Genomic DNA, 18,288 nt, shown 5'->3' with positions numbered 1-18,288 from the left:
CCTCAGGCTTCCATCGCGGACTTGCGGAACTTCAGGAACGAGGCCCTCGGGTCGTTCGTGTACTGCCACGGGAACTCCGAGGCGCGGTCGCCGAGGAAGGCGAAGTGCGGCGCGGCGTCCGCGAAGTGCCCGCCGATCGAGAAGGCGAACGCGAACGCGCTGTGCGCCCCGATCGAGTTCCAGTCGGGCCGGTGGGACGGGTGCAGCACCGAGACCTGGGCGGCGAACCGCAGGTCGTCGCGGACCGGCACGCCCCGCATGTAGGCCCCGCGCTCGCCGCCCTCCAGGTCCAGCCAGTGCTCGACGTGGGCGAGCGCGACCAGGGCGCCGGCGTTGGCGCCGTCGGGGGCGGAGGCCGCGCACTCCCGGGCGAAGCCGTGCGCCGCCTCCCAGGAGCCGCCCCACTTGGGGCAGACCTGTTGCAGCAGCTGGGTCTGCGCGTGGTAGTGGTGCGGGTGGTGGGCGGACAGCCGGTCGTAGCGGCGGCGCGCCTCGGCCTGTCCCAGCTCCAGGCCGCGCGCGGTGATCAGCCGGACGGTCCAGGCGGGCACGTACGCCGGCTGCTCGGCGCAGACCTCGATCAGCAGTTGTTCGGCCCGGCGCAGCCAGGCGTGGAACTGGTCGAACTGGTCCCGCGAGACGTGCTGCGCCCGGGCGGCGCTGCGGATGTCCCAGCCGATGTAGACGTACCGGTGGGCGAGCAGCGTGCGCGGCAGCGGGTCGCCGGGGAGTTCGGCGGCCGCCCGCTCGAGGAAGTTCTCCACGCCGGCGATGTCGGCCAGGAGGGACGAGACCGAGCAGACCTTCTCGACGGAGTCGAGGCCCGCGACGAAGGCCCGGACGGCGGGCCAGTCGCCGGTCTGCGCGGCGGTGCGCAGCGGGATCAGCTCGGGCGTGTTGTCGTACGGATCGAACGTCGGTCCTGCGGAGCCCGTGGTTCTGCCGCTGCTGGTGCTGCTCATTCCTCCGCCCCCTGGCGTGGCCGTCCGACCGCGGCGCGCGGGCTGGCCCCCCAGGGCGCGCGGCGGTTGTTTGTGTGACTGGTGTGATCATGTGTCGAGTCGCCGCAGGCTAGCAGTCGCCTCCGACAATGGTGTGGGCGGCCGGGGCTGCCGGGGGTCGGCCGTAGGGTGCTCGGCATGAGCATCATCGGGGTCGGCATCGACGTGGCCGAGATCGAGCGGTTCGCGGCGTCGCTGGAGCGGACGCCCGGGCTGGCGCGACGGCTGTTTCTCGAGAGCGAGTTGCTGCTGCCGAGCGGCGAGCGGCGGGGGGTCGCCTCGCTGGCGGCGCGGTTCGCGGCGAAGGAGGCGGTGGCCAAGGCGTTGGGGGCGCCGGCGGGGCTGCACTGGACGGATGCGGAGGTGTTCGTGGAGGACAGCGGGCAGCCCCGGTTGCGGGTGCGGGGGAGTGTGGCCGCGCGGGCCGCGGAGTTGGGGGTGCGGTCCTGGCACGTGTCGCTGAGTCATGACGCGGGGGTGGCTTCGGCGGTGGTGGTGGCGGAGGGGTAGGTGCGGGGGTAGGGGTAGAGCCATGCGTACTGCCTACTGTGTGGACACCGTCAGGGCCGCCGAGCGGGAATTGATGGCGCGGCTTCCGGAAGGGGCGCTCATGCAGCGGGCCGCTGCCGGGCTCGCCGCCGCGTGTGCGGAGTTGCTGGGACGGGTGTACGGGCGCCGTGTCGTGCTGCTGGTCGGCAGCGGGGACAACGGCGGCGACGCCCTCTACGCGGGTGCCCGGCTGGCCCGGCGCGGGGCCGGGGTGACCGCCGTGCTGCTGGCTCCCGGTCGGACCCACGCCGGAGGGCTGGCGGCCCTGCGGCGGGCGGGTGGGCGCACGGTCCCGCCGGGGGCCGCCGGTGAGGTGGTGCGGCGGGCCGACCTCGTTCTCGACGGCATCGTCGGGATCGGGGGGCGCGGTGGCCTGCGTGAGGACGCCGCCGCGCTGGCGGCGCTCGTCGCCGGGTCGGGGGCGGCGGTCGTCGCCGTCGATCTGCCGAGCGGGGTGGAGGCGGACACGGGGGAGGTGCGGGGAGCGGCCGTCCGGGCCGACCTCACCGTCACCTTCGGCACGCACAAACCGGGTCTGCTGATCGATCCGGCGCGGGAGTACGCCGGGTCGGTGCGGCTGGTCGACATCGGGCTGGAACTGCCCGAGCGGGCCGAGCTGGAGGCGTTGCAGCACGCGGAGGTGGCGGCGTTGCTGCCGGTGCCGGGTGCGGAGAGCGACAAGTACCGGCGGGGGGTGGTCGGGATCGCCGCCGGGTCCGCGCGTTATCCGGGGGCCGCCGTGCTGGCCGTGGCGGGTGCGTTGCGCGGTGGGGCGGGGGCCGTGCGGTACGTCGGCCCCGCCGGGGAGGCCGTCATCGCGCGGTTTCCCGAGACGCTCGTGTCCGACCAGGGGCCCGGGCACGCCGGGCGGGTGCAGGCCTGGGTCGTCGGGCCGGGTGTCGGGGACGACTCCGGCACGGTGGCGGAGGTGCTGGCCGCGGAGGTTCCGGTGCTGATCGACGCGGACGCGTTGCGGCTGGCGGAGGCCGGGGCGGTGCGCGCCCGGACGGCGCCGACGTTGATGACTCCGCACGCGGGGGAGGCCGCCGCGCTGCTGGGGGTGGCGCGGGAGGAGGTCGAGGCGGGGCGGCTGGCCGCGGTGCGGGAGCTGGCCGGGCGGTACCGGGCGACGGTGTTGTTGAAGGGATCGACGACGTTGGTCGCGGAGGCGGGCGGTGGGACGGTCCGGGTGAACGCGACGGGGACGTCGTGGCTGGCCACGGCCGGGAGCGGGGACGTGCTGTCGGGGCTGGTCGGATCGCTGCTGGCGGCGGGGCTGCCGGCGGTGGACGCGGGGAGTGCGGGAGCGTATCTGCACGGCCTGGCGGGGCGGTTCGCGGCGGACGGGGCGCCGGTGGGCGCGCACGACGTGGCCGCGGCCGTCGCGGGGGCCTGGCGGGACGTGGTGCGGGGCTGAGGCGGGGCCGGCGGGTGCTCCCGCAGTGAGCTGTCCCGGGGCCGGGTGACCGGGTGTGAGTGCGGGGGCGCTGGCCCGGCTCTCAGGGGGTGTCCGAGGCCTCTGAGACACTGGGCACGATGAGTGAGACTGCACAGCCGACCGCCCACCCGTCGCGCGCCCGCGCCGAGATCGACCTGGCCGCGCTGCGGGCCAATGTGCGGACCCTGCGGGCCAAGGCCCCGGGTGCGGCGTTCATGGCGGTGGTGAAGGCCGACGCGTACGGCCACGGCGCGGTGCCGTGCGCCCGTGCCGCCGTCGAGGCGGGCGCCACCTGGATCGGCACCGCCACACCCGAGGAGGCGCTCGCACTGCGCGCCGGGGCCGGGCTGCCGGCGGACGTGCGGATCATGTGCTGGCTGTGGACGCCGGGCGGGCCCTGGCGGGAGGCGGTCGAGGCCGGTCTCGACGTGTCCGTGAGCGGGATGTGGGCGCTGCGCGAGGCCGTCGAGGGGGCCCGGCTCGCCGGGCGGACCGCCCGTATGCAGCTCAAGGCCGACACCGGCCTCGGGCGGGGCGGCTGCCAGCCCGCCGACTGGCCCGAACTGGTAGCCGAGGCGCTGCGCGCCGAGAGCGAGGGACTCGTCCGGATCACCGGGCTGTGGTCGCACTTCGCCTGCGCCGACGAGCCCGGGCATCCGTCCATCGCCGCCCAGCTCTCCCGCTTCCGGGAGATGGTGGCGTACGCCGAGCGGCAGGGCGTACGGCCCGAGGTGCGGCACATCGCCAACTCGCCGGCCACGCTGACGCTTCCGGAGACCCACTTCGACCTCGTCCGCCCGGGCATCGCGATGTACGGCGTCTCGCCCAGCCCCGAGCTGGGCTCCTCCGCCGACTTCGGCCTGCGTCCGGTGATGACCCTGGCGGCGTCCCTGGCCCTCGTGAAGCGGGTCCCGGGCGGGCACGGCGTGAGCTACGGCCACCACTACACGACCCCCGGCGCGACCACCCTCGGCCTGGTGCCCCTCGGGTACGCGGACGGCGTCCCCCGGCACGCCTCCGGCACCGGCCCGGTGCTCGTCGACGGCAAGTGGCGTACGGTCGCGGGCCGGATCGCGATGGACCAGTTCGTCGTCGACCTCGGCGGCGACGAGCCCGGGCCGGGCGCGGAAGCGGTGCTCTTCGGACCGGGCGACGGCGGCGAGCCCACCGCGGAGGACTGGGCGCAGGCCGCGGGCACCATCGGCTACGAGATCGTCACGCGCATCGGAGCACGGGTTCCCCGCGTCTATGTGAATGAGCAACAGGACGGGTAACCCGCAAGCGGGGGAGCGTCCGTAGGGGCACCTGTCGAAGGGCTGCGCTCATGGCCCTCGCGCGCACCACACCGGCACCACCGGCACCACCGGCATCACCTGCACCACTGGCACCACCTGCACCACAGCCACACGAGTCATCACGGGATCACAGGCGTCGGCCGAAGAGGAGCGGTACGTGAGCGAGAGCAGTGCGGAGGCAGTGGCGAGTGCCGCCTCGGCGGCCGTCGCCGCCTCCGCCACGGGGGCGGCCGGGAGCTGGCGCCGGGCGACCGGTATCGCCGGCGCCGCGATAGGCGTGATCGCCGCGGGCGCGGCGGCCGGCGTCGCGCTGGAGCGGATGACCGTGGGCCGCGGCATGCGCGCCAAGGCCCGGCTGGCCCTCGACGCGGCGGGTCCGTACGGCGCCCTGCGGGGCACCCCCGGCAAGGCGTACGCCGACGACGGCACCGAGCTGTACTACGAGCTCGACGACGTCGAGCCCGAGGGCGGCCCGGCATCCCGCCGCAAACGGCTCTTCGGCCGCAAGGCACCCCTCCCCGTCACCGTCGTCTTCAGCCACGGCTACTGCCTCACCCAGGACTCCTGGCACTTCCAGCGCGCGGCCCTGCGCGGTGTCGTACGGACCGTGTACTGGGACCAGCGCAGCCACGGCCGCTCCGCTCGCGGGGCCGACCAGGTGCGGGACGGCGCGCCGGTCACCATCGACCAGCTGGGGAGCGATCTGAAGGCCGTCATCGACGCGGCCGCGCCCGAGGGGCCGATCGTGCTCGTCGGGCACTCCATGGGCGGGATGACGGTGATGGCGCTGGCCGCGCAGTACCCCGAGCTGATCCGTGATCGGGTCGTGGCCACCGCCTTCGTCGGTACGTCCTCCGGACGGCTCGGCGAGGTCAACTTCGGACTTCCGGTCGCGGGCGTCAACGCCGTACGGCGGGTGCTTCCCGGGGTGCTCAAGGCGCTGGGGCAGCGGGCGGAGCTGGTGGAGAAGGGGCGGCGGGCGACCGCCGATCTCTTCGCCGGGATCATCAAGCGGTACTCGTTCGCCTCCCGGGACGTCGACCCGGCCGTCGCCCGGTTCGCCGAGCGGATGATCGAGGGCACGCCGATCGACGTGGTCGCCGAGTTCTACCCGGCCTTCACCGACCACGACAAGACCGAGGCGCTCGCCTGCTTCCAGGACATGCCGGTGCTGGTGCTGGCCGGCATCGGGGACCTGGTGACGCCCAGCGAGCACAGCGAGGCCATCGCCGACCTGCTGCCGGACGCCGAACTGGTCCTCGTCCCGGACGCCGGGCACCTGGTGATGCTGGAACACCCGGAAGTCGTCACCGACCGCCTCGCCGACCTGCTCACCCGCGCGGGTGCCGTGCCCGCAGGGGCTACCGTGGGTGGCTATGGAAGCACCAGCAGCACCGCACAACCCGGCTGAGACCGAGCTGATCGTCAACTCTCCCGACCAGATGCGGGAGTTGGGCCGTCGCCTGGCCAAGCTGCTGCGCGCGGGCGACCTCGTGATGCTCAGCGGGGAGCTCGGCGCGGGCAAGACGACACTGACGCGCGGGCTCGGCGAGGGGCTCGGGGTGCGGGGCGCGGTCACCTCCCCGACGTTCGTGATCGCCCGCGTCCACCCGTCCCTCGGGGACGGCCCGCCGCTCGTCCACGTCGACGCGTACCGCCTGTCCGGCGGGCTCGACGAGATGGAGGACCTCGACCTCGACGTGTCGCTGCCCGAGTCGGTGGTGGTCGTGGAGTGGGGCGAGGGCAAGGTCGAGGAGCTGGCGGACGAGCGGCTTCAGGTGCGGATCCACCGGGCCGTCGGCGACACGACGGACGAGGTGCGGCAGGTGACGGTCACCGGGCTCGGGGAGCGGTGGGCGTCGGCCGACCTGAGTGTGCTGGCGGCCTGAGGGCAGCGGACGTCGGGTCTTCGGGTCGTGGCGCGGGTCGGTCGTGTCCGACGTTCGCATGAACGTTCCGACAAGACGTCGGCAAGATGTTGCGTTCGGTGTCCTGGGCGTGGTCACATGGTATCCAGTCCGTAGTTAGGTGTACCTAACCAGGGCCGCCCCGGCCCCCAGGAGGCGTCCATGTCGGCCACCGAGCCCAAGGTCCAGCCGCGGCCGTTCGCCCTCGCCGGGGTGTCCATGCGCGATCTGCTGGCCTCCTGCGCGGCCGCGGAGGCGGTGTCCCGCCCGCCGCGCGCTCCCGAGCCCGCGGCGCCCGCGCCCGTGCGGCCCGCGGCTCCCGGCGAGCCGGCCGGTCACCGGGAAGCCGCGTGAGCCGTACGGCCGGCTAGCGGATCACGACGATCCGCTCCCCGATCGTCGCGAACCGCCACATCGCGTCGCCGTCCGCGCGTGACTGCCGGATGCCGCCCGTGCGCACCGCCGGGTCGGGTGGCCGGGTCGAGCCGCTCACGGCCGCGCTGAAGCCGATGACCACCTCGCCCACGCTCGCGAAACGCACCACGTGCTCGATGGGCGTGCCGTCGGTGCCGGTGGCGGTGTTCGAGCGGGAGGTGACCGCGTAGGTACCCGGCGGAGGGTCGACGCTGCCCGGGGTCACCGTGAACGTCCGCTGGACCTTGCCGTCCTCGCCGACCAGCCACACCCGGTCGTCGTCCACCGAGTACACGACCCGCTCGCCGTTGCCGGAGCCGGCCGGCAGCGCGGTGGGGTGCTTCTTGTCGCGGGGTGCCTTCGACACGGGCGCGCTCACCTGCGGCTTGCCGATCGTGTCCGGGACGTTCGCGGACGCCTGGTAGGCGAGGAGCCCGACCGTGCCGACGGCCGCCGCGGTGAGTCCGGCGACGAGGGTCGAGCTGCTGCTTGCCACCGGCGACCACTCCTTTGTCGTACTTATTTGTCGTATTTATTAGCTGTACGTCGTACTTCGTACGACGTTCTCGCGGCGACGTTAGCAGTCGGCAGGGCCCTGACCGGGGCGGCCGGGGCCCGGGCGGGGAACCGTGTCGGCCGGGCGGGGGCGGCCGGCGGCCGGGACCGCGTGCGGGACGGCTGGACGTCCGGCACGGGCCCGAGGAGCCGTAGGCTGTTTGCGTGCTCTTGCTCGCTCTGGATACCGCCACTCCCGCCGTCACCGTCGCCCTGCACGACGGCACGGACGTCATCGCCTCGTCGAGCCAGGTGGACGCCCGCCGGCACGGCGAGCTGCTGCTGCCGGCCGTGGACCGCCTCCTCGCCGAGGCGGGACACGCGCTCGACGCCGTCACCGGGATCGTCGTGGGCGTCGGCCCCGGCCCGTACACCGGGCTGCGCGTCGGCCTGATGACCGCCGACACCTTCGGGCTCGCGCTCGGCGTGCCGGTGCACGGCCTGTGCACCCTCGACGGCCTCGCCTACGCCACCGACCTCGACAGCCCCTTCGTCGTGGCGACCGACGCCCGACGCAAGGAGGTCTACTGGGCGCGCTACGCCGACTCCCGCACCCGGCTCACCGATCCCGCCGTCGACCGCCCGGCGGACATCGCCGAGCAGGTCGCGGGGCTGCCGGCCGTCGGTGCCGGCGCGCTGCTCTACCCCGACACCTTCCCGAAGGCGCACGAGCCGGAGCACGTGTCCGCGGCGGCCCTCGCCTCGCTGGCCGCCGAGAAGCTCGCGGCCGGCGAGGACCTCCCGGCGCCGCGCCCGCTGTACCTGCGCCGGCCCGATGCCCAGGTCCCCAAGAACTACAAGGTGGTCACCCCCAAGTGACCGAGTCCGACACTCCCGCGCCCGTCGTTCCCGTGCTGCGCGAGATGCGCTGGTGGGACATCGACCCCGTCCTGGAACTCGAGAAGGACCTCTTTCCCGAGGACGCCTGGTCGCGGGGCATGTTCTGGTCCGAGCTGGCGCACGCGCGCGGTCCCGAGGCGACGCGCCGCTATGTCGTGGCCCAGGCCGGCGACCGGATCGTCGGCTACGCGGGCCTGGCCTCCTCCGGCACCGAGTCCGACAGCGGCTCCGCCGCGGGCGCCGACATCCAGACCATCGCCGTGGCCCGCGATTACCAGGGCACGGGCCTCGGCTCCCGTCTGCTCACCGAACTCCTGCGCGCGGCGACCGCCTTCGAGTGCGCCGAGGTCATGCTGGAGTGCCGGGTCGACAACATCCGCGCCCAGAAGCTGTACGAGCGCTTCGGCTTCGAACCCATCGGCTTCAGGCGGGGCTACTACCAGCCGGGCAACGTGGACGCCCTGGTGATGCGCCTGACCACAGCACCCAAGAGCGGCCCCGCCGCGGAATCGACATCAGTGCAAGGAACCGAGATCAATGGCTGACGAACCGCTCGTCCTCGGCATCGAGACCTCCTGCGACGAGACCGGCGTCGGCATCGTCCGCGGCACCACCCTGCTGGCCGACGCCGTCGCCTCCAGCGTCGACGAGCACGCCCGTTTCGGCGGGGTGGTGCCGGAGGTCGCCTCCCGGGCGCACCTGGAGGCGATGGTGCCGACCATCCACCGCGCGCTGAAGGAGGCGGGCGTCTCGGCGAAGGACCTGGACGGCGTCGCGGTGACGGCGGGCCCCGGTCTGGCGGGCGCGCTGCTGGTCGGCGTGTCGGCGGCGAAGGCGTACGCGTACGCGCTCGGCAAGCCGCTGTACGGCGTGAACCACCTCGCCTCCCACATCTGTGTGGACCAGCTGGAGCACGGCCCGCTGCCGGAGCCGACGATGGCGTTGCTGGTGTCCGGCGGCCACTCCTCCCTGCTGCTCTCCTCGGACATCACCTCCGACGTCCGCCCGATGGGCGCGACCATCGACGACGCGGCGGGCGAGGCCTTCGACAAGATCGCCCGGGTGCTGAACCTCGGCTTCCCGGGCGGCCCGGTCATCGACCGCTACGCCCGCGAGGGCGACCCGGAGGCGATCACCTTCCCGCGCGGCCTGACCGGCCCGCGCGACCCGGCGTACGACTTCTCCTTCTCCGGTCTGAAGACGGCGGTCGCCCGCTGGATCGAGGCGAAGCGGGCGGCGGGGGAGGAGGTGCCGGTGCGCGACGTGGCGGCCTCCTTCCAGGAGGCGGTCGTCGACGTCCTGACCCGCAAGGCCGTACGGGCCTGCCGCGACGAGGGCGTCGACCACCTGATGATCGGCGGTGGCGTGGCCGCCAACTCCCGGCTGCGCGCGCTGGCCCAGGAGCGCTGCGAGGCGGCCGGCATCCGCCTGCGCGTCCCGCGTCCCAAGCTGTGCACGGACAACGGCGCGATGGTCGCCGCCCTGGGCGCGGAGATGGTCGCCCGCGGCCGGGCCGCGTCCGACTGGGACCTCTCGGCGGACTCGTCGCTGCCGGTGACGGACCCGCACGTCCCCGGCCGCGACCACGGCCACGACCACGTCCACGAGGTCGGCGAGGAGAACCTGTACGCGTGAGGAGCACGGCATGACGGTCGCCCTGATGTGGGAGGCCCGGGCGGCGGCGGGACGGGGGGAGGACCTGCTGGGGTGGGCGCGCGGGCAGCGGCTCCCCCGTGAACCCCTGCGCCGGGAGGTCTTCCGGGCACCGCAGGACCGGGTCCTGGTCATCACGTGGTGGGACGCGGAGTACGACGCGGAGCTTCCCGAACTGCCGGAGCCCGCGGGGGAGCTGGTGGGCCGGGCGGTGCACCGGTGGCGGTTCGAGGTGGTGGAGTAGGGGCGGGGCGGCCTCGGCGACCCTGGTACGCGAAGGCCCACCAAGGAGTGGGCCTTTCCCCTCTTCCCCGCTGAGTGCCCGACCCGTTCCCCGCTGAGTGTCCGACCCGCTGCGGGGCCGGCGCGCGTCCACCTCGTCTCCCCGGGCGTGGCTCAGGTGGGCGACACCCCGACCTCGCAGCGCAGCGTCCGCGCCGCGCCCACCTCCCGTACGGCTCCCGTGAGCCTCAGCCGTGCCGTGTGCCGTACCTCCGCGCTGGACGTGCCCAACCGCAGTTCCAGCGCGCCGGGTTCGACCACCCGTCGGCCCTCGCGGTCGGTGAAGGCCGACAGGTCGGTGTGGAAGTGGAAGGTGAGGCGGGCCGACTCTCCGGGGGCCAGTTCCAGCCGCTGGTAGCCGATCAGGCGGACGTCCGGGCGGGTCACCGAGGCCACCGGGTCGTGGAGGTAGAGCTGGACGACCTCCGCTCCCGGGCGGTCGCCGGTGTTGCGGACGGTCAGCGACACGTCGTACGAGCCGTCCGTCGGGAGGTCCGTCTCCTCCGCCCCGGCGGAGAAGTCCTCCCAGGCGAAGCTGGTGTACGAGCGCCCGTGTCCGAAGGGGTACAGAGGCGTCGGGTCGAGGTTGCTGACCTCTCCGGCCAGGCCCAGCGGCGGCTGGAGGTACGTCCACGGCTGGCCGCCCGCCACGTGCGGCACGCTCACGGGCAGCCGGCCGGAGGGGTTGACGCGGCCCGACAGCACCCCCGCGACCGCCGGACCCCCCTCCTCGCCGGGGAAGAAGGCCTGGACGACGGCGCCCAGGCGTCCGTGCCAGCGGCCGAGGGCGTAGGGGCGGCCGGTGAGGAGGACGAGCACCACCGGGACGCCCGTCGCCACCAGGGCGTCCAGCAGGTCGCCCTGGACGCCCGGGAGGCGCAGGTCCGCCACGTCGCAGCCCTCGCCCGAGGTGCCCCTGCCGAACAGGCCCGCCCGGTCGCCCAGGACCGCCACGCACACGTCCGCCTCCGACGCCCTCGCCACCGCCTCCTCGAGGCCCGTCGGATCCGGGTCGGAGACCGGGCAGCCCTCGGCGAACGTCACCTTCGCGTCGGGCAGTTCGGTCCGCAGGGACTCCAGGAGCGTCGGGATGTCGATGCCCAGCTCCACCTCGGGGTGGTGGGTGAGGACGTGCGAGGGGAAGGAGTAGCAGCCGAGCATCGCGAGCGCGTCCGCCGCCCTGGGGCCCACGACGGCGATACGGCTGTCCGGGGACAGGGGGAGCAGGCCGTCGGGGTTGTCGAGCAGGACCACCGACTCCTCCGCCAGACGGCGGGCCAGGACGCGGTTGGCCGCCGAGTCGAGGTCGGTCGACGCCGCCCCCGGGGGCTCGGGCCGCCAGTCCTCGTCCAGGAGACCCAGTTCGCACTTCTGGAGCAGGACGCGGCGGGCCGCCCGGTCGACCAGGTCCTCGGCGACCAGCCCCTCCCGTACGGCCGTCACCAGCGCCTCGCCGTAGTACTTCACCGTCGGCAGTTCCACGTCGACGCCGGCCTCGAGGGCCAGGTGGGCCGCCTCCGCGGGGGTGCCCGCCACCCGGTGCAGGGTCTGGAGGAAGCCGATGCCGAAGTAGTCGGCGACCACCGTGCCGGTGAATCCCCAGTCCTCCCGGAGGAGTCCGGTCAGCAGCTCCGGGTCGGCGGAGGCCGGGACGCCGTCCCGCTCCGTGTACGCGGCCATCACCGAGCGCGCCCCGCCCTCGCGCAGCGCCATCTCGAACGGCGGCAGCGTCACGTCCGCGAACTCACGGGTGCCCGCCCGAACGGGGGCCAGGTTGCGGGCGCCCGCCGAGGAGGCGTACCCGGCGAAGTGCTTGAGGGTGGCGACGATCCCGGCCGACTCCAGACCGCGCACATAGGCCGCGCCGACCGTGCCGACCAGGTACGGGTCCTCGCCGATCGTCTCCTCGACCCGCCCCCAGCGCGGATCGCGTACGACGTCCAGGACGGGCGCGAGGCCCTGGTGGACGCCGACCGCGCGCAGGTCGCGGCCGATGTGCCGGGCCATCTCCTCCACCAGCGGCGGGTCGAAGGCGGCGCCCCAGGCGAGCGGGACCGGGTAGGCGGTGGCCCGCCAGGCGGTGAAGCCGGCCAGGCACTCCTCGTGGGCTACGGCGGGGATGCCGAAGCGGCCCGCCTCGGCGATCCGGCGCTGGGCGCGGGCCAGCGCGCGGGCACCGAGCGCCGGGTCCACGGGGGCGGTGCCGAAGGAACGGGTCAGCTGGCCGAGCCCCCGGGTGATCAGCTCGTCCCAGTCGTGGTCGGCGGTCATGTCGTGCTGGTGCGGGGCGACTCCGTCGCCGTCCGTGTCGGCGCCGACCCACACGCCGTACAGCTGGGCGGTCTTCTCCTCCAGGGTCATCCGGGAGAGGAGGTCGTCGACACGGGCGGCGGCGGGCAGGGCGGGATCACGCCAGGGGGCGGTGGTCATGAAACTCCTGTCAGGGGTCGGTGAGCCACCAGTCGGGAATCGAACGAACGAATGTTTCGAGCTGTGCTTCGAATGTTCCGGGAACCTATGACCCGGCGAGGGGTTCGTCAAGAGGTCGTGCGGGGATACGATCGCCGCCATGACACCCTCGGAGCCCGCAGAAACGCGGACGGAAGACCGGCCGACGACCCCGAGCGGCGGGCCGAAGGCGCGGACCGAAGCCAGGTCGGCGCAGACCGCCACACTCGCGGAGATCGCCCGTGAGGCCGGCGTCTCGGCGCCGACTGTTTCGAAGGTCCTCAACGGCCGCGCCGACGTCGCCCCCGCGACCCGCACCCGCGTCGAGGAGCTGCTGCGCGCCCACGGCTACCGTCGCCGGCGCGCCGAGGCGACCCGTTCGCCCCTGATCGACCTGGTCTTCCACGAGTTGGAGAGCGCGTGGGCGATGGAGGTCATCCGGGGTGTGGAGAACGTCGCGCGGGACGCCGGACTGAGCGTCGTGCTGAGCGAGAGCGCCGGGCGGCTCACCCCCGGGCGGACCTGGGCCGACCAGGTCGCCGCCCGCCGCCCGCACGGCGTGGTGCTGGTCCTGTCCGGGCTCGACGAGTCCCAGCGCGCGCTGCTGACCAGTCGCTCCATCCCGTTCGTGGTGATGGACCCGGCGGGCGACCCGGGCGCCGACGTGCCCTCGATCGGCGCCACCAACTGGCAGGGCGGGCTCGCCGCCACCCGGCACCTGGTCGAGCTGGGGCACCGGCGGATCGGGGTGATCAGCGGGCCCCCGCAGATGATGTGCAGCCGGGCCCGCCTCGACGGCTACCGCGCGGCCCTGGAGACGGCCGGGCTGCCGGTCGACCCGGAGATGGTCAAGACCGGCGACTTCCACCACGAGACCGGCTACCGGCTCGGCCGCGAGCTGCTCGCCCGCCCCGACCGGCCCACCGCCGTCTTCGCCGGCAACGACCTCCAGGCCCTCGGCTGCTACGAGGCCGCCCGTGAACTGGGTCTGCGCATCCCCGAGGACGTCAGCGTGGTCGGCTTCGACGACCTCCCGGTGGCCCGCTGGGTCGGCCCGCCGCTGACCACCGTGCGGCAGCCGCTGACGGAGATGGCGGAGGCGGCGGCCCGGCTGGTGCTGGAGCTGGGGCGGTCGGACGAGGCGCCCACGGCGACCCGGGTGGAACTGGCGACCAGTCTGGTGGTGCGGACGAGCACGGGAGCGCCGCCCGTGGCCGGAAGTTGACGTATTGACGGGTGTGGAGGACGCCTCCACACTCCTCCGAAGTCAATCGGTTGTACAACCGAAACTTTCGGAGGCACCCGCCATGAGAACCTCCAGAACATCCGGATCGTCCAGGGCCGTGCGTGCGCTGCTCGCCGGAGCGGCCACCGTCGGCGCCCTGCTCACCGCCGGCACCACGACCGCCCACGCCGCCGACACACCGCTGCGCGACCTCGCCGCCGCCAAGGGCAAGGTCATGGGCACGGCGGTCACCGGCTCCAAACTCACCGGGACCTACGGCGACATCGCGGGACGCGAGTTCAACTGGCTCACCCCCGGCAACGCCATGAAGTGGGGCTCGGTCGAGCCGACCCGGGGGACCTACGACTGGGCCGAGGCCGACCAGATCGTGGACTTCGCCGAGGCCCACGGCCAGGAGGTGCGCGGCCACACCCTGGTCTGGCACAGCCAGAACCCGAGCTGGCTGACCAACGGCAGCTGGACGTCCGCCCAGCTGAGCACCCTGCTCCAGAACCACATCAACACCGAGGTCGGCCGCTACAAGGGCCGCGTCGCCGCCTGGGACGTCGTCAACGAGCCCTTCAACGAGGACGGCACCTACCGCTCCACCCTCTGGTACAACGGCCTCGGCGCGGACTACATCGCGAACGCCCTGACCTGGGCGCGGGCCGCCGACCCGGCCGCCCAGCTGTACATCAACGACTACAACGTCGAGGGCGTCAACGCGAAGTCCACCGCCCTGTACAACCTGGTCAAGTCCCTGAAGGAGCGGGGCGTCCCGATCGACGGCGTCGGCCTCCAGGCCCACCTGATCCTCGGTCAGGTGCCGTCCACCCTCCAGCAGAACATCCAGCGCTTCGCCGACCTCGGCGTCGATGTGGCGATCACCGAGCTGGACATCCGGATGCAGCTGCCCTCGGACAGCGCGAAGCTCACCCAGCAGGCCGCCGACTACCGGGCGGTCATGAACGCCTGCCTGGCCGTGAGCCGCTGCACCGGCGTCACCGTCTGGGGCTTCACCGACTCCGACTCGTGGATCCCGAGCACCTTCCCGGGGGAGGGCGCGGCGACGCCGTACGACGAGAACTACGCGCCGAAACCGGCGTACCACGCGATCGCCGAGGCGCTCGGGGGGACCACGACCCCGCCGCCCACGGGGGCGTGCACGGCGGCCTACAGCGTCGGCAGCCAGTGGAACACCGGCTTCACCGGGCAGGTGCGGATCGCCTGCTCGGGGGCGGCGCTGTCGTCGTGGAAGGTGAGCTGGACGTACGGGGCGGGGCAGCGGGTCACGCAGGCCTGGAACGCGAACTGCGCCCAGTCGGGGGCGACGGTCACCTGTTCCAACGCCTCGTACAACGGGACGGTTCCCGACGGCGGTGCGGTGACCTTCGGGTTCAACGGGTCGTGGAGCGGGAGCAATCCGGTGCCGACGGTGACACTGGGCTGAGGCCGCGAAGTCCCGCCCGCCGCGCGGGATGAGAAATTCCGAAGAAATGCGGCTCGGGTCCTCGTTCCTCACAACCCCCTCATGGTTCGGACTTATGTTCTCCCCCGTGACGGGACACGAGGCGAACGGGCACGGGGACGGACGACAGGGCCGGCGGTCGAGAGCGCTCAAGGCCGCCGGCCTCACCCTCGCGGGCGCCCTGGTGCTGGGCGCCGCCGCGGCGGGCTGGGCCTACTGGCATCTGAACGACAACATCACGGGCGTCGACCTCGACAACGCGCTCGGCGACGACCGTCCGGCGCGCGCGGTGACCACCCCGACCCCGTCCGGCACCGCCTCCGCGACCCCGCTGCCCACCGGGGCCGTCACCATCCTGGTCCTCGGCTCGGACTCGCGCGGCGGCGCGGAGAACCAGGAGCTCGGCGGCGGTGACAGCACCGGCGCCCGCTCCGACACCGCGATGGTCGTGCACATCGACGCCGGCCGCACCAGCGCCACCGTCGTCAGCATCCCGCGCGACACCCTCGTCACCCGCCCGTCCTGCCCGCTGCCCTCCGGCGGTTCGACGGCGGTGGCGTACGGCGTCATGTTCAACACCGCCTACGCGGTGGGCGGTCCGGTCTGCGCGGTCAAGACCGTCGAGTCGATGACGAACGTCCGCATGGACCACTTCGTCGAGGTCGACTTCTCGGGGTTCGCGAAGCTCGTGGACGCGCTCGGCGGGGTCACCGTCACCACCGAGGAGGACATCGACGACGAGGACAGCCGTCTGCGTCTCGCGGCCGGCACCCACCACCTCGACGGCACCCGGGCCCTCGCCCTGGCCCGCACCCGGCACGGCGTCGGCGACGGCAGCGACCTCGGCCGCATAGGCCTCCAGCAGATCCTGGTGAAGGCCCTGCTGGAGCAGATCTCCTCGACCGACCTGCTGACCAGCCCCACCCGGCTCTACCGGGTCGCCGACGCGGTCACCGGCGGCCTCACCACCGACACCGGCCTGGACTCCCTCGCCGAGCTGACGGAACTCGGCCGGAGCCTGAAGGACCTGTCCGCCGAGAACGTCACGACCGTGACCCTGCCGGTGGTGACGGCCCCGTCGGACCCCAACCGGGTGGTGGCGCAGGAGCCCGCGGCGAGCGACCTGTGGGAGTCCCTCAAGCAGGGCTGACCCGGCGGGCGAGCAGCCCGTCCACCACCGCCGGCTGCGCGGCCACGTCGCGGCCGTCACCCGGACGGGACCGCCGGAAAAAATCTTCGAGGAATTCCGGTGAGGATGTCGATCCCGCCGGGTCCCGCTCGACGCAAGGGTGAGAGGCCGGGAACAGCCCGGCCACGGCACACGAGGAGTCACCATGCCCCGTTACCTGTCGCTCATCCGGATCGACGAGTCCGACGTCCCCGCCGGCGGCCCCAGCCCCGAGCTGATGCAGCGGATGGGCGAGCTGATCGAGGAGATCACCAAGGCCGGCGTCATGCTCGACACCGCGGGGCTGCTCCCGACGGCGCAGGGCACCCGGCTGCACCTGAAGGGCGGCGAGATCTCCTCCACCGACGGGCCCTTCACCGAGACCAAGGAGGTCATCGGCGGCTACGCGATCACGCAGTGCAAGGACAAGGCCGAGGCGCTCGAATGGGGCAAGCGTTTCCTCCAGGTGCACGGCGAGGAGTGGACCCTGACCCTCGAGGTGCGGGAGATCGAGGAGGGCTGAGGTTCCTTCTCCCGAGGCCGCCGGGGGTGTTCGATGGTGGGCTGTGGAACAACAGCCCGCCACCGACCCCCGCGACGACGACCCGCGCGCCTGCGCCGCGGCGGACCCGCGCGCCGCCATCGAAACCGTCTTCCGCCTCGAGTCCCCCCGCGTCATCGCCGCCGTCGCCCGTGTCGTCCGGGACGTCGGCCTCGCCGAGGAGCTGGCGCAGGACGCCCTGGTCAGCGCCCTGGAGCAGTGGCCGCGCGACGGCGTGCCGGCCAACCCCGGCGCCTGGCTCACCGCCACCGCCAAGCACCGCGCCGTCGACCTGGTCCGGCGCCGGGAGACGTACGCCCGCAAGCTCGCGGAGATCGGCCGCGACCTGGAGACGGCCGTCCCGTTCGAGGAGCCGGCCGCTCCCGACGACATCGACGACGACCTCCTGCGCCTCGTCTTCACCGCCTGCCACCCGGTGCTGTCGGCGGACGCCCGGATCGCCCTCACCCTGCGTCTGCTCGGCGGCCTGACCACGGCCGAGATCGCCCGTGCCTTCCTGGTGCCGGAATCCACGGTCGCGCAACGCATCGTCCGCGCCAAGCGCACCCTGGCGACGAGGAACATCGCCTTCGAGGTGCCGTACGGCCCCGACCGCGAGGCCCGGCTCGGCTCGGTCCTGGACGTCATCTACCTGATCTTCAACGAGGGGTACGCGGCCACCGCCGGCGACGACCTGCTGCGTCCCGCCCTGTGCGAGGACGCCCTGCGGCTGGCCCGGCAACTGGCGGCGCTGATGCCGAAGGAGCCCGAAGTGCACGCCCTCGCGGCGCTGCTGGAGTTGCAGGCGTCCCGCACGGCCGCCCGCGTCGACCCCGACGGCACGCCCGTCCTCCTCAAGGACCAGAACCGCCGCCGCTGGAACCGCATGCTCATCGCCCGCGGCGTCACCGCCCTGGCCCGCGCCGAGGCCACCGCCACCGGAGCCCCGGGCCCGTACGCCCTCCAGGCCGCCATCGCCGCCTGCCACGCGCACGCGTACACCTACGAGGAGACCGACTGGCCGACCATCGCCACCCTCTACGGCCTCCTGGCGGCCCGCACCCGTTCCGCGGTCGTCGAGCTCAACCGCGCGGTGGCCGTGTCCATGGCGCAGGGCCCCGCCCCGGCCCTGGAGATCGTCGACGCGCTCGCCGCCGAACCCGCCCTGCGCGACTACCACCTCCTGCCCAGCGTCCGCGGCGACCTGCTGCTGCGCCTGGGCCGCCCGGCGGAGGCGCGGGCGCAGTTCGCCCGTGCGGCCGAACTGACCGCCAACGAACGCGAACGGCACCTGCTGCTGCGCCGGGCGGAAGAGGCGGGGGATGAAGCGGGCGGGTGACGGGTCCGGCGGGTGAGGTCCGGCCGGTGACGCGGGCCGATCGGTCCACGCGCCTGATCGGCTCCGGTGCCCGATCAGTCCACGTGCCCCTCAGCTCCCGTGCCCGATCAGCTCCCTTACCGATCGCCCCCGTGCCCGATCGCCCCCCGTGCCCGATCGCCCCCG

General features: G+C 73.8%; 18 protein-coding genes. 15 read left to right on the top strand and 3 right to left on the bottom strand.

Annotation, left to right across the window (positions count from 1 at the left end; translation table 11 throughout):
* Positions 1-2 precede the first annotated feature (2 nt).
* Entirely contained in the window at positions 3-962 is a 960-nt protein-coding gene (locus ACF1A1_RS10350; protein ID WP_391998770.1) for a hypothetical protein, read from the bottom strand.
* Between the two features lie 177 nt (positions 963-1,139).
* Between ACF1A1_RS10350 and ACF1A1_RS10345 the strand changes: the two genes are divergently transcribed.
* The 6 genes from ACF1A1_RS10345 to ACF1A1_RS10320 all read left to right on the top strand — a co-directional run bounded on the left by ACF1A1_RS10345 (position 1,140) and on the right by ACF1A1_RS10320 (position 6,544).
* Positions 1,140-1,511: a holo-ACP synthase gene (locus ACF1A1_RS10345; RefSeq protein ID WP_391998769.1), complete on the top strand. Its 372-nt coding sequence runs from the start codon at positions 1,140-1,142 to the stop codon at positions 1,509-1,511.
* Between the two features lie 22 nt (positions 1,512-1,533).
* Positions 1,534-2,967 (top strand): NAD(P)H-hydrate dehydratase, encoded by a 1,434-nt coding sequence (locus ACF1A1_RS10340; protein WP_391998768.1) that lies wholly within the window; start codon positions 1,534-1,536, stop codon positions 2,965-2,967.
* A 119-nt stretch (positions 2,968-3,086) separates the two neighbouring features.
* Complete coding sequence (gene alr / locus ACF1A1_RS10335; RefSeq protein WP_391998767.1) at positions 3,087-4,262, top strand: alanine racemase; 1,176 nt, start codon at positions 3,087-3,089, stop codon at positions 4,260-4,262.
* 178 nt (positions 4,263-4,440) lie between these two features.
* Positions 4,441-5,694, top strand: a complete 1,254-nt coding sequence (locus ACF1A1_RS10330; protein ID WP_391998766.1) for an alpha/beta fold hydrolase — start codon at positions 4,441-4,443, stop codon at positions 5,692-5,694.
* On the top strand, positions 5,660-6,172 hold the full coding sequence (tsaE, locus tag ACF1A1_RS10325; protein ID WP_391998765.1) for a tRNA (adenosine(37)-N6)-threonylcarbamoyltransferase complex ATPase subunit type 1 TsaE: 513 nt from the start codon (positions 5,660-5,662) through the stop codon (positions 6,170-6,172). Before ACF1A1_RS10330 ends, tsaE begins: the two co-directional genes overlap by 35 nt.
* Positions 6,173-6,352: 180 nt before the next feature.
* Entirely contained in the window at positions 6,353-6,544 is a 192-nt protein-coding gene (locus tag ACF1A1_RS10320; RefSeq protein ID WP_391998764.1) for a hypothetical protein, read from the top strand.
* 13 nt (positions 6,545-6,557) lie between these two features.
* Here ACF1A1_RS10320 and ACF1A1_RS10315 read toward each other — a convergent pair whose 3' ends face one another.
* A complete protein-coding gene (locus ACF1A1_RS10315) occupies positions 6,558-7,100 on the bottom strand; it encodes a hypothetical protein (RefSeq protein ID WP_391998763.1) in 543 nt (180 codons plus the stop codon).
* Between the two features lie 224 nt (positions 7,101-7,324).
* On the opposite strand from ACF1A1_RS10315, the gene tsaB reads away from it, so the two are divergent.
* From tsaB to ACF1A1_RS10295, 4 genes are read left to right on the top strand one after another with little or no spacing between them, the layout of a single operon-like run.
* Positions 7,325-7,978, top strand: a complete 654-nt coding sequence (tsaB, locus tag ACF1A1_RS10310) for a tRNA (adenosine(37)-N6)-threonylcarbamoyltransferase complex dimerization subunit type 1 TsaB (protein WP_391998762.1) — start codon at positions 7,325-7,327, stop codon at positions 7,976-7,978.
* A 44-nt stretch (positions 7,979-8,022) separates the two neighbouring features.
* Positions 8,023-8,544, top strand: a complete 522-nt coding sequence (gene rimI, locus ACF1A1_RS10305; protein ID WP_391999049.1) for a ribosomal protein S18-alanine N-acetyltransferase — start codon at positions 8,023-8,025, stop codon at positions 8,542-8,544.
* Positions 8,537-9,634, top strand: coding sequence for a tRNA (adenosine(37)-N6)-threonylcarbamoyltransferase complex transferase subunit TsaD (gene tsaD / locus ACF1A1_RS10300; RefSeq protein ID WP_391998761.1), 1,098 nt, complete (start codon positions 8,537-8,539; stop codon positions 9,632-9,634). The genes rimI and tsaD overlap by 8 nt, the downstream gene beginning before the upstream one ends.
* Before the next feature lie 10 nt (positions 9,635-9,644).
* Positions 9,645-9,896, top strand: a complete 252-nt coding sequence (locus ACF1A1_RS10295; RefSeq protein WP_391998760.1) for a hypothetical protein — start codon at positions 9,645-9,647, stop codon at positions 9,894-9,896.
* Positions 9,897-10,048: 152 nt separating this feature from the next.
* Here the strand turns inward: ACF1A1_RS10295 and ACF1A1_RS10290 are convergent, their stop codons facing one another.
* Positions 10,049-12,364 carry a glycoside hydrolase family 3 N-terminal domain-containing protein gene (locus ACF1A1_RS10290; RefSeq protein ID WP_391998759.1) on the bottom strand — a complete coding sequence of 772 codons (2,316 nt, stop codon included), beginning with the start codon at positions 12,362-12,364 and terminating at the stop codon, positions 10,049-10,051.
* Positions 12,365-12,503: 139 nt separating this feature from the next.
* Between ACF1A1_RS10290 and ACF1A1_RS10285 the strand changes: the two genes are divergently transcribed.
* From ACF1A1_RS10285 to ACF1A1_RS10265, 5 genes are all read left to right on the top strand, one after another.
* Complete coding sequence (locus ACF1A1_RS10285) at positions 12,504-13,607, top strand: LacI family DNA-binding transcriptional regulator (RefSeq protein WP_391998758.1); 1,104 nt, start codon at positions 12,504-12,506, stop codon at positions 13,605-13,607.
* A gap of 82 nt (positions 13,608-13,689) precedes the next feature.
* Positions 13,690-15,057, top strand: coding sequence for an endo-1,4-beta-xylanase (locus ACF1A1_RS10280; protein WP_391998757.1), 1,368 nt, complete (start codon positions 13,690-13,692; stop codon positions 15,055-15,057).
* 94 nt (positions 15,058-15,151) lie between these two features.
* Entirely contained in the window at positions 15,152-16,225 is a 1,074-nt protein-coding gene (locus tag ACF1A1_RS10275) for an LCP family protein (RefSeq protein ID WP_391998756.1), read from the top strand.
* A 184-nt stretch (positions 16,226-16,409) separates the two neighbouring features.
* Positions 16,410-16,766 carry a YciI family protein gene (locus ACF1A1_RS10270; RefSeq protein WP_391998755.1) on the top strand — a complete coding sequence of 119 codons (357 nt, stop codon included), beginning with the start codon at positions 16,410-16,412 and terminating at the stop codon, positions 16,764-16,766.
* A 43-nt stretch (positions 16,767-16,809) separates the two neighbouring features.
* Positions 16,810-18,123, top strand: a complete 1,314-nt coding sequence (locus tag ACF1A1_RS10265; protein ID WP_391998754.1) for an RNA polymerase sigma factor — start codon at positions 16,810-16,812, stop codon at positions 18,121-18,123.
* The last annotated feature ends 165 nt before the right edge of the window (positions 18,124-18,288 follow it).

Source organism: Streptomyces sp. NPDC014995 (assembly GCF_043080745.1).
Classification (GTDB): Bacteria; Actinomycetota; Actinomycetes; order Streptomycetales; family Streptomycetaceae; genus Streptomyces.
Note: the sequence above shows the minus strand (reverse complement) of the source record. Positions and strands in the feature narration are given on the sequence as shown.

Bases quoted from the DNA above. Each gene is read 5' to 3' on its own strand.
- ACF1A1_RS10350 (WP_391998770.1), bottom strand. From the start codon at position 962: ATGAGCAGCACCAGCAGCGGCAGAACCACGGGCTCCGCAGGACCGACG.
- ACF1A1_RS10345 (WP_391998769.1), top strand. From the start codon at position 1,140: ATGAGCATCATCGGGGTCGGCATCGACGTGGCCGAGATCGAGCGGTTC.
- ACF1A1_RS10340 (WP_391998768.1), top strand. From the start codon at position 1,534: ATGCGTACTGCCTACTGTGTGGACACCGTCAGGGCCGCCGAGCGGGAA.
- alr (WP_391998767.1), top strand. From the start codon at position 3,087: ATGAGTGAGACTGCACAGCCGACCGCCCACCCGTCGCGCGCCCGCGCC.
- tsaE (WP_391998765.1), top strand. From the start codon at position 5,660: ATGGAAGCACCAGCAGCACCGCACAACCCGGCTGAGACCGAGCTGATC.
- ACF1A1_RS10320 (WP_391998764.1), top strand. From the start codon at position 6,353: ATGTCGGCCACCGAGCCCAAGGTCCAGCCGCGGCCGTTCGCCCTCGCC.
- rimI (WP_391999049.1), top strand. From the start codon at position 8,023: ATGCGCTGGTGGGACATCGACCCCGTCCTGGAACTCGAGAAGGACCTC.
- tsaD (WP_391998761.1), top strand. From the start codon at position 8,537: ATGGCTGACGAACCGCTCGTCCTCGGCATCGAGACCTCCTGCGACGAG.
- ACF1A1_RS10295 (WP_391998760.1), top strand. From the start codon at position 9,645: ATGACGGTCGCCCTGATGTGGGAGGCCCGGGCGGCGGCGGGACGGGGG.
- ACF1A1_RS10290 (WP_391998759.1), bottom strand. From the start codon at position 12,364: ATGACCACCGCCCCCTGGCGTGATCCCGCCCTGCCCGCCGCCGCCCGT.
- ACF1A1_RS10285 (WP_391998758.1), top strand. From the start codon at position 12,504: ATGACACCCTCGGAGCCCGCAGAAACGCGGACGGAAGACCGGCCGACG.
- ACF1A1_RS10280 (WP_391998757.1), top strand. From the start codon at position 13,690: ATGAGAACCTCCAGAACATCCGGATCGTCCAGGGCCGTGCGTGCGCTG.
- ACF1A1_RS10275 (WP_391998756.1), top strand. From the start codon at position 15,152: ATGTTCTCCCCCGTGACGGGACACGAGGCGAACGGGCACGGGGACGGA.
- ACF1A1_RS10270 (WP_391998755.1), top strand. From the start codon at position 16,410: ATGCCCCGTTACCTGTCGCTCATCCGGATCGACGAGTCCGACGTCCCC.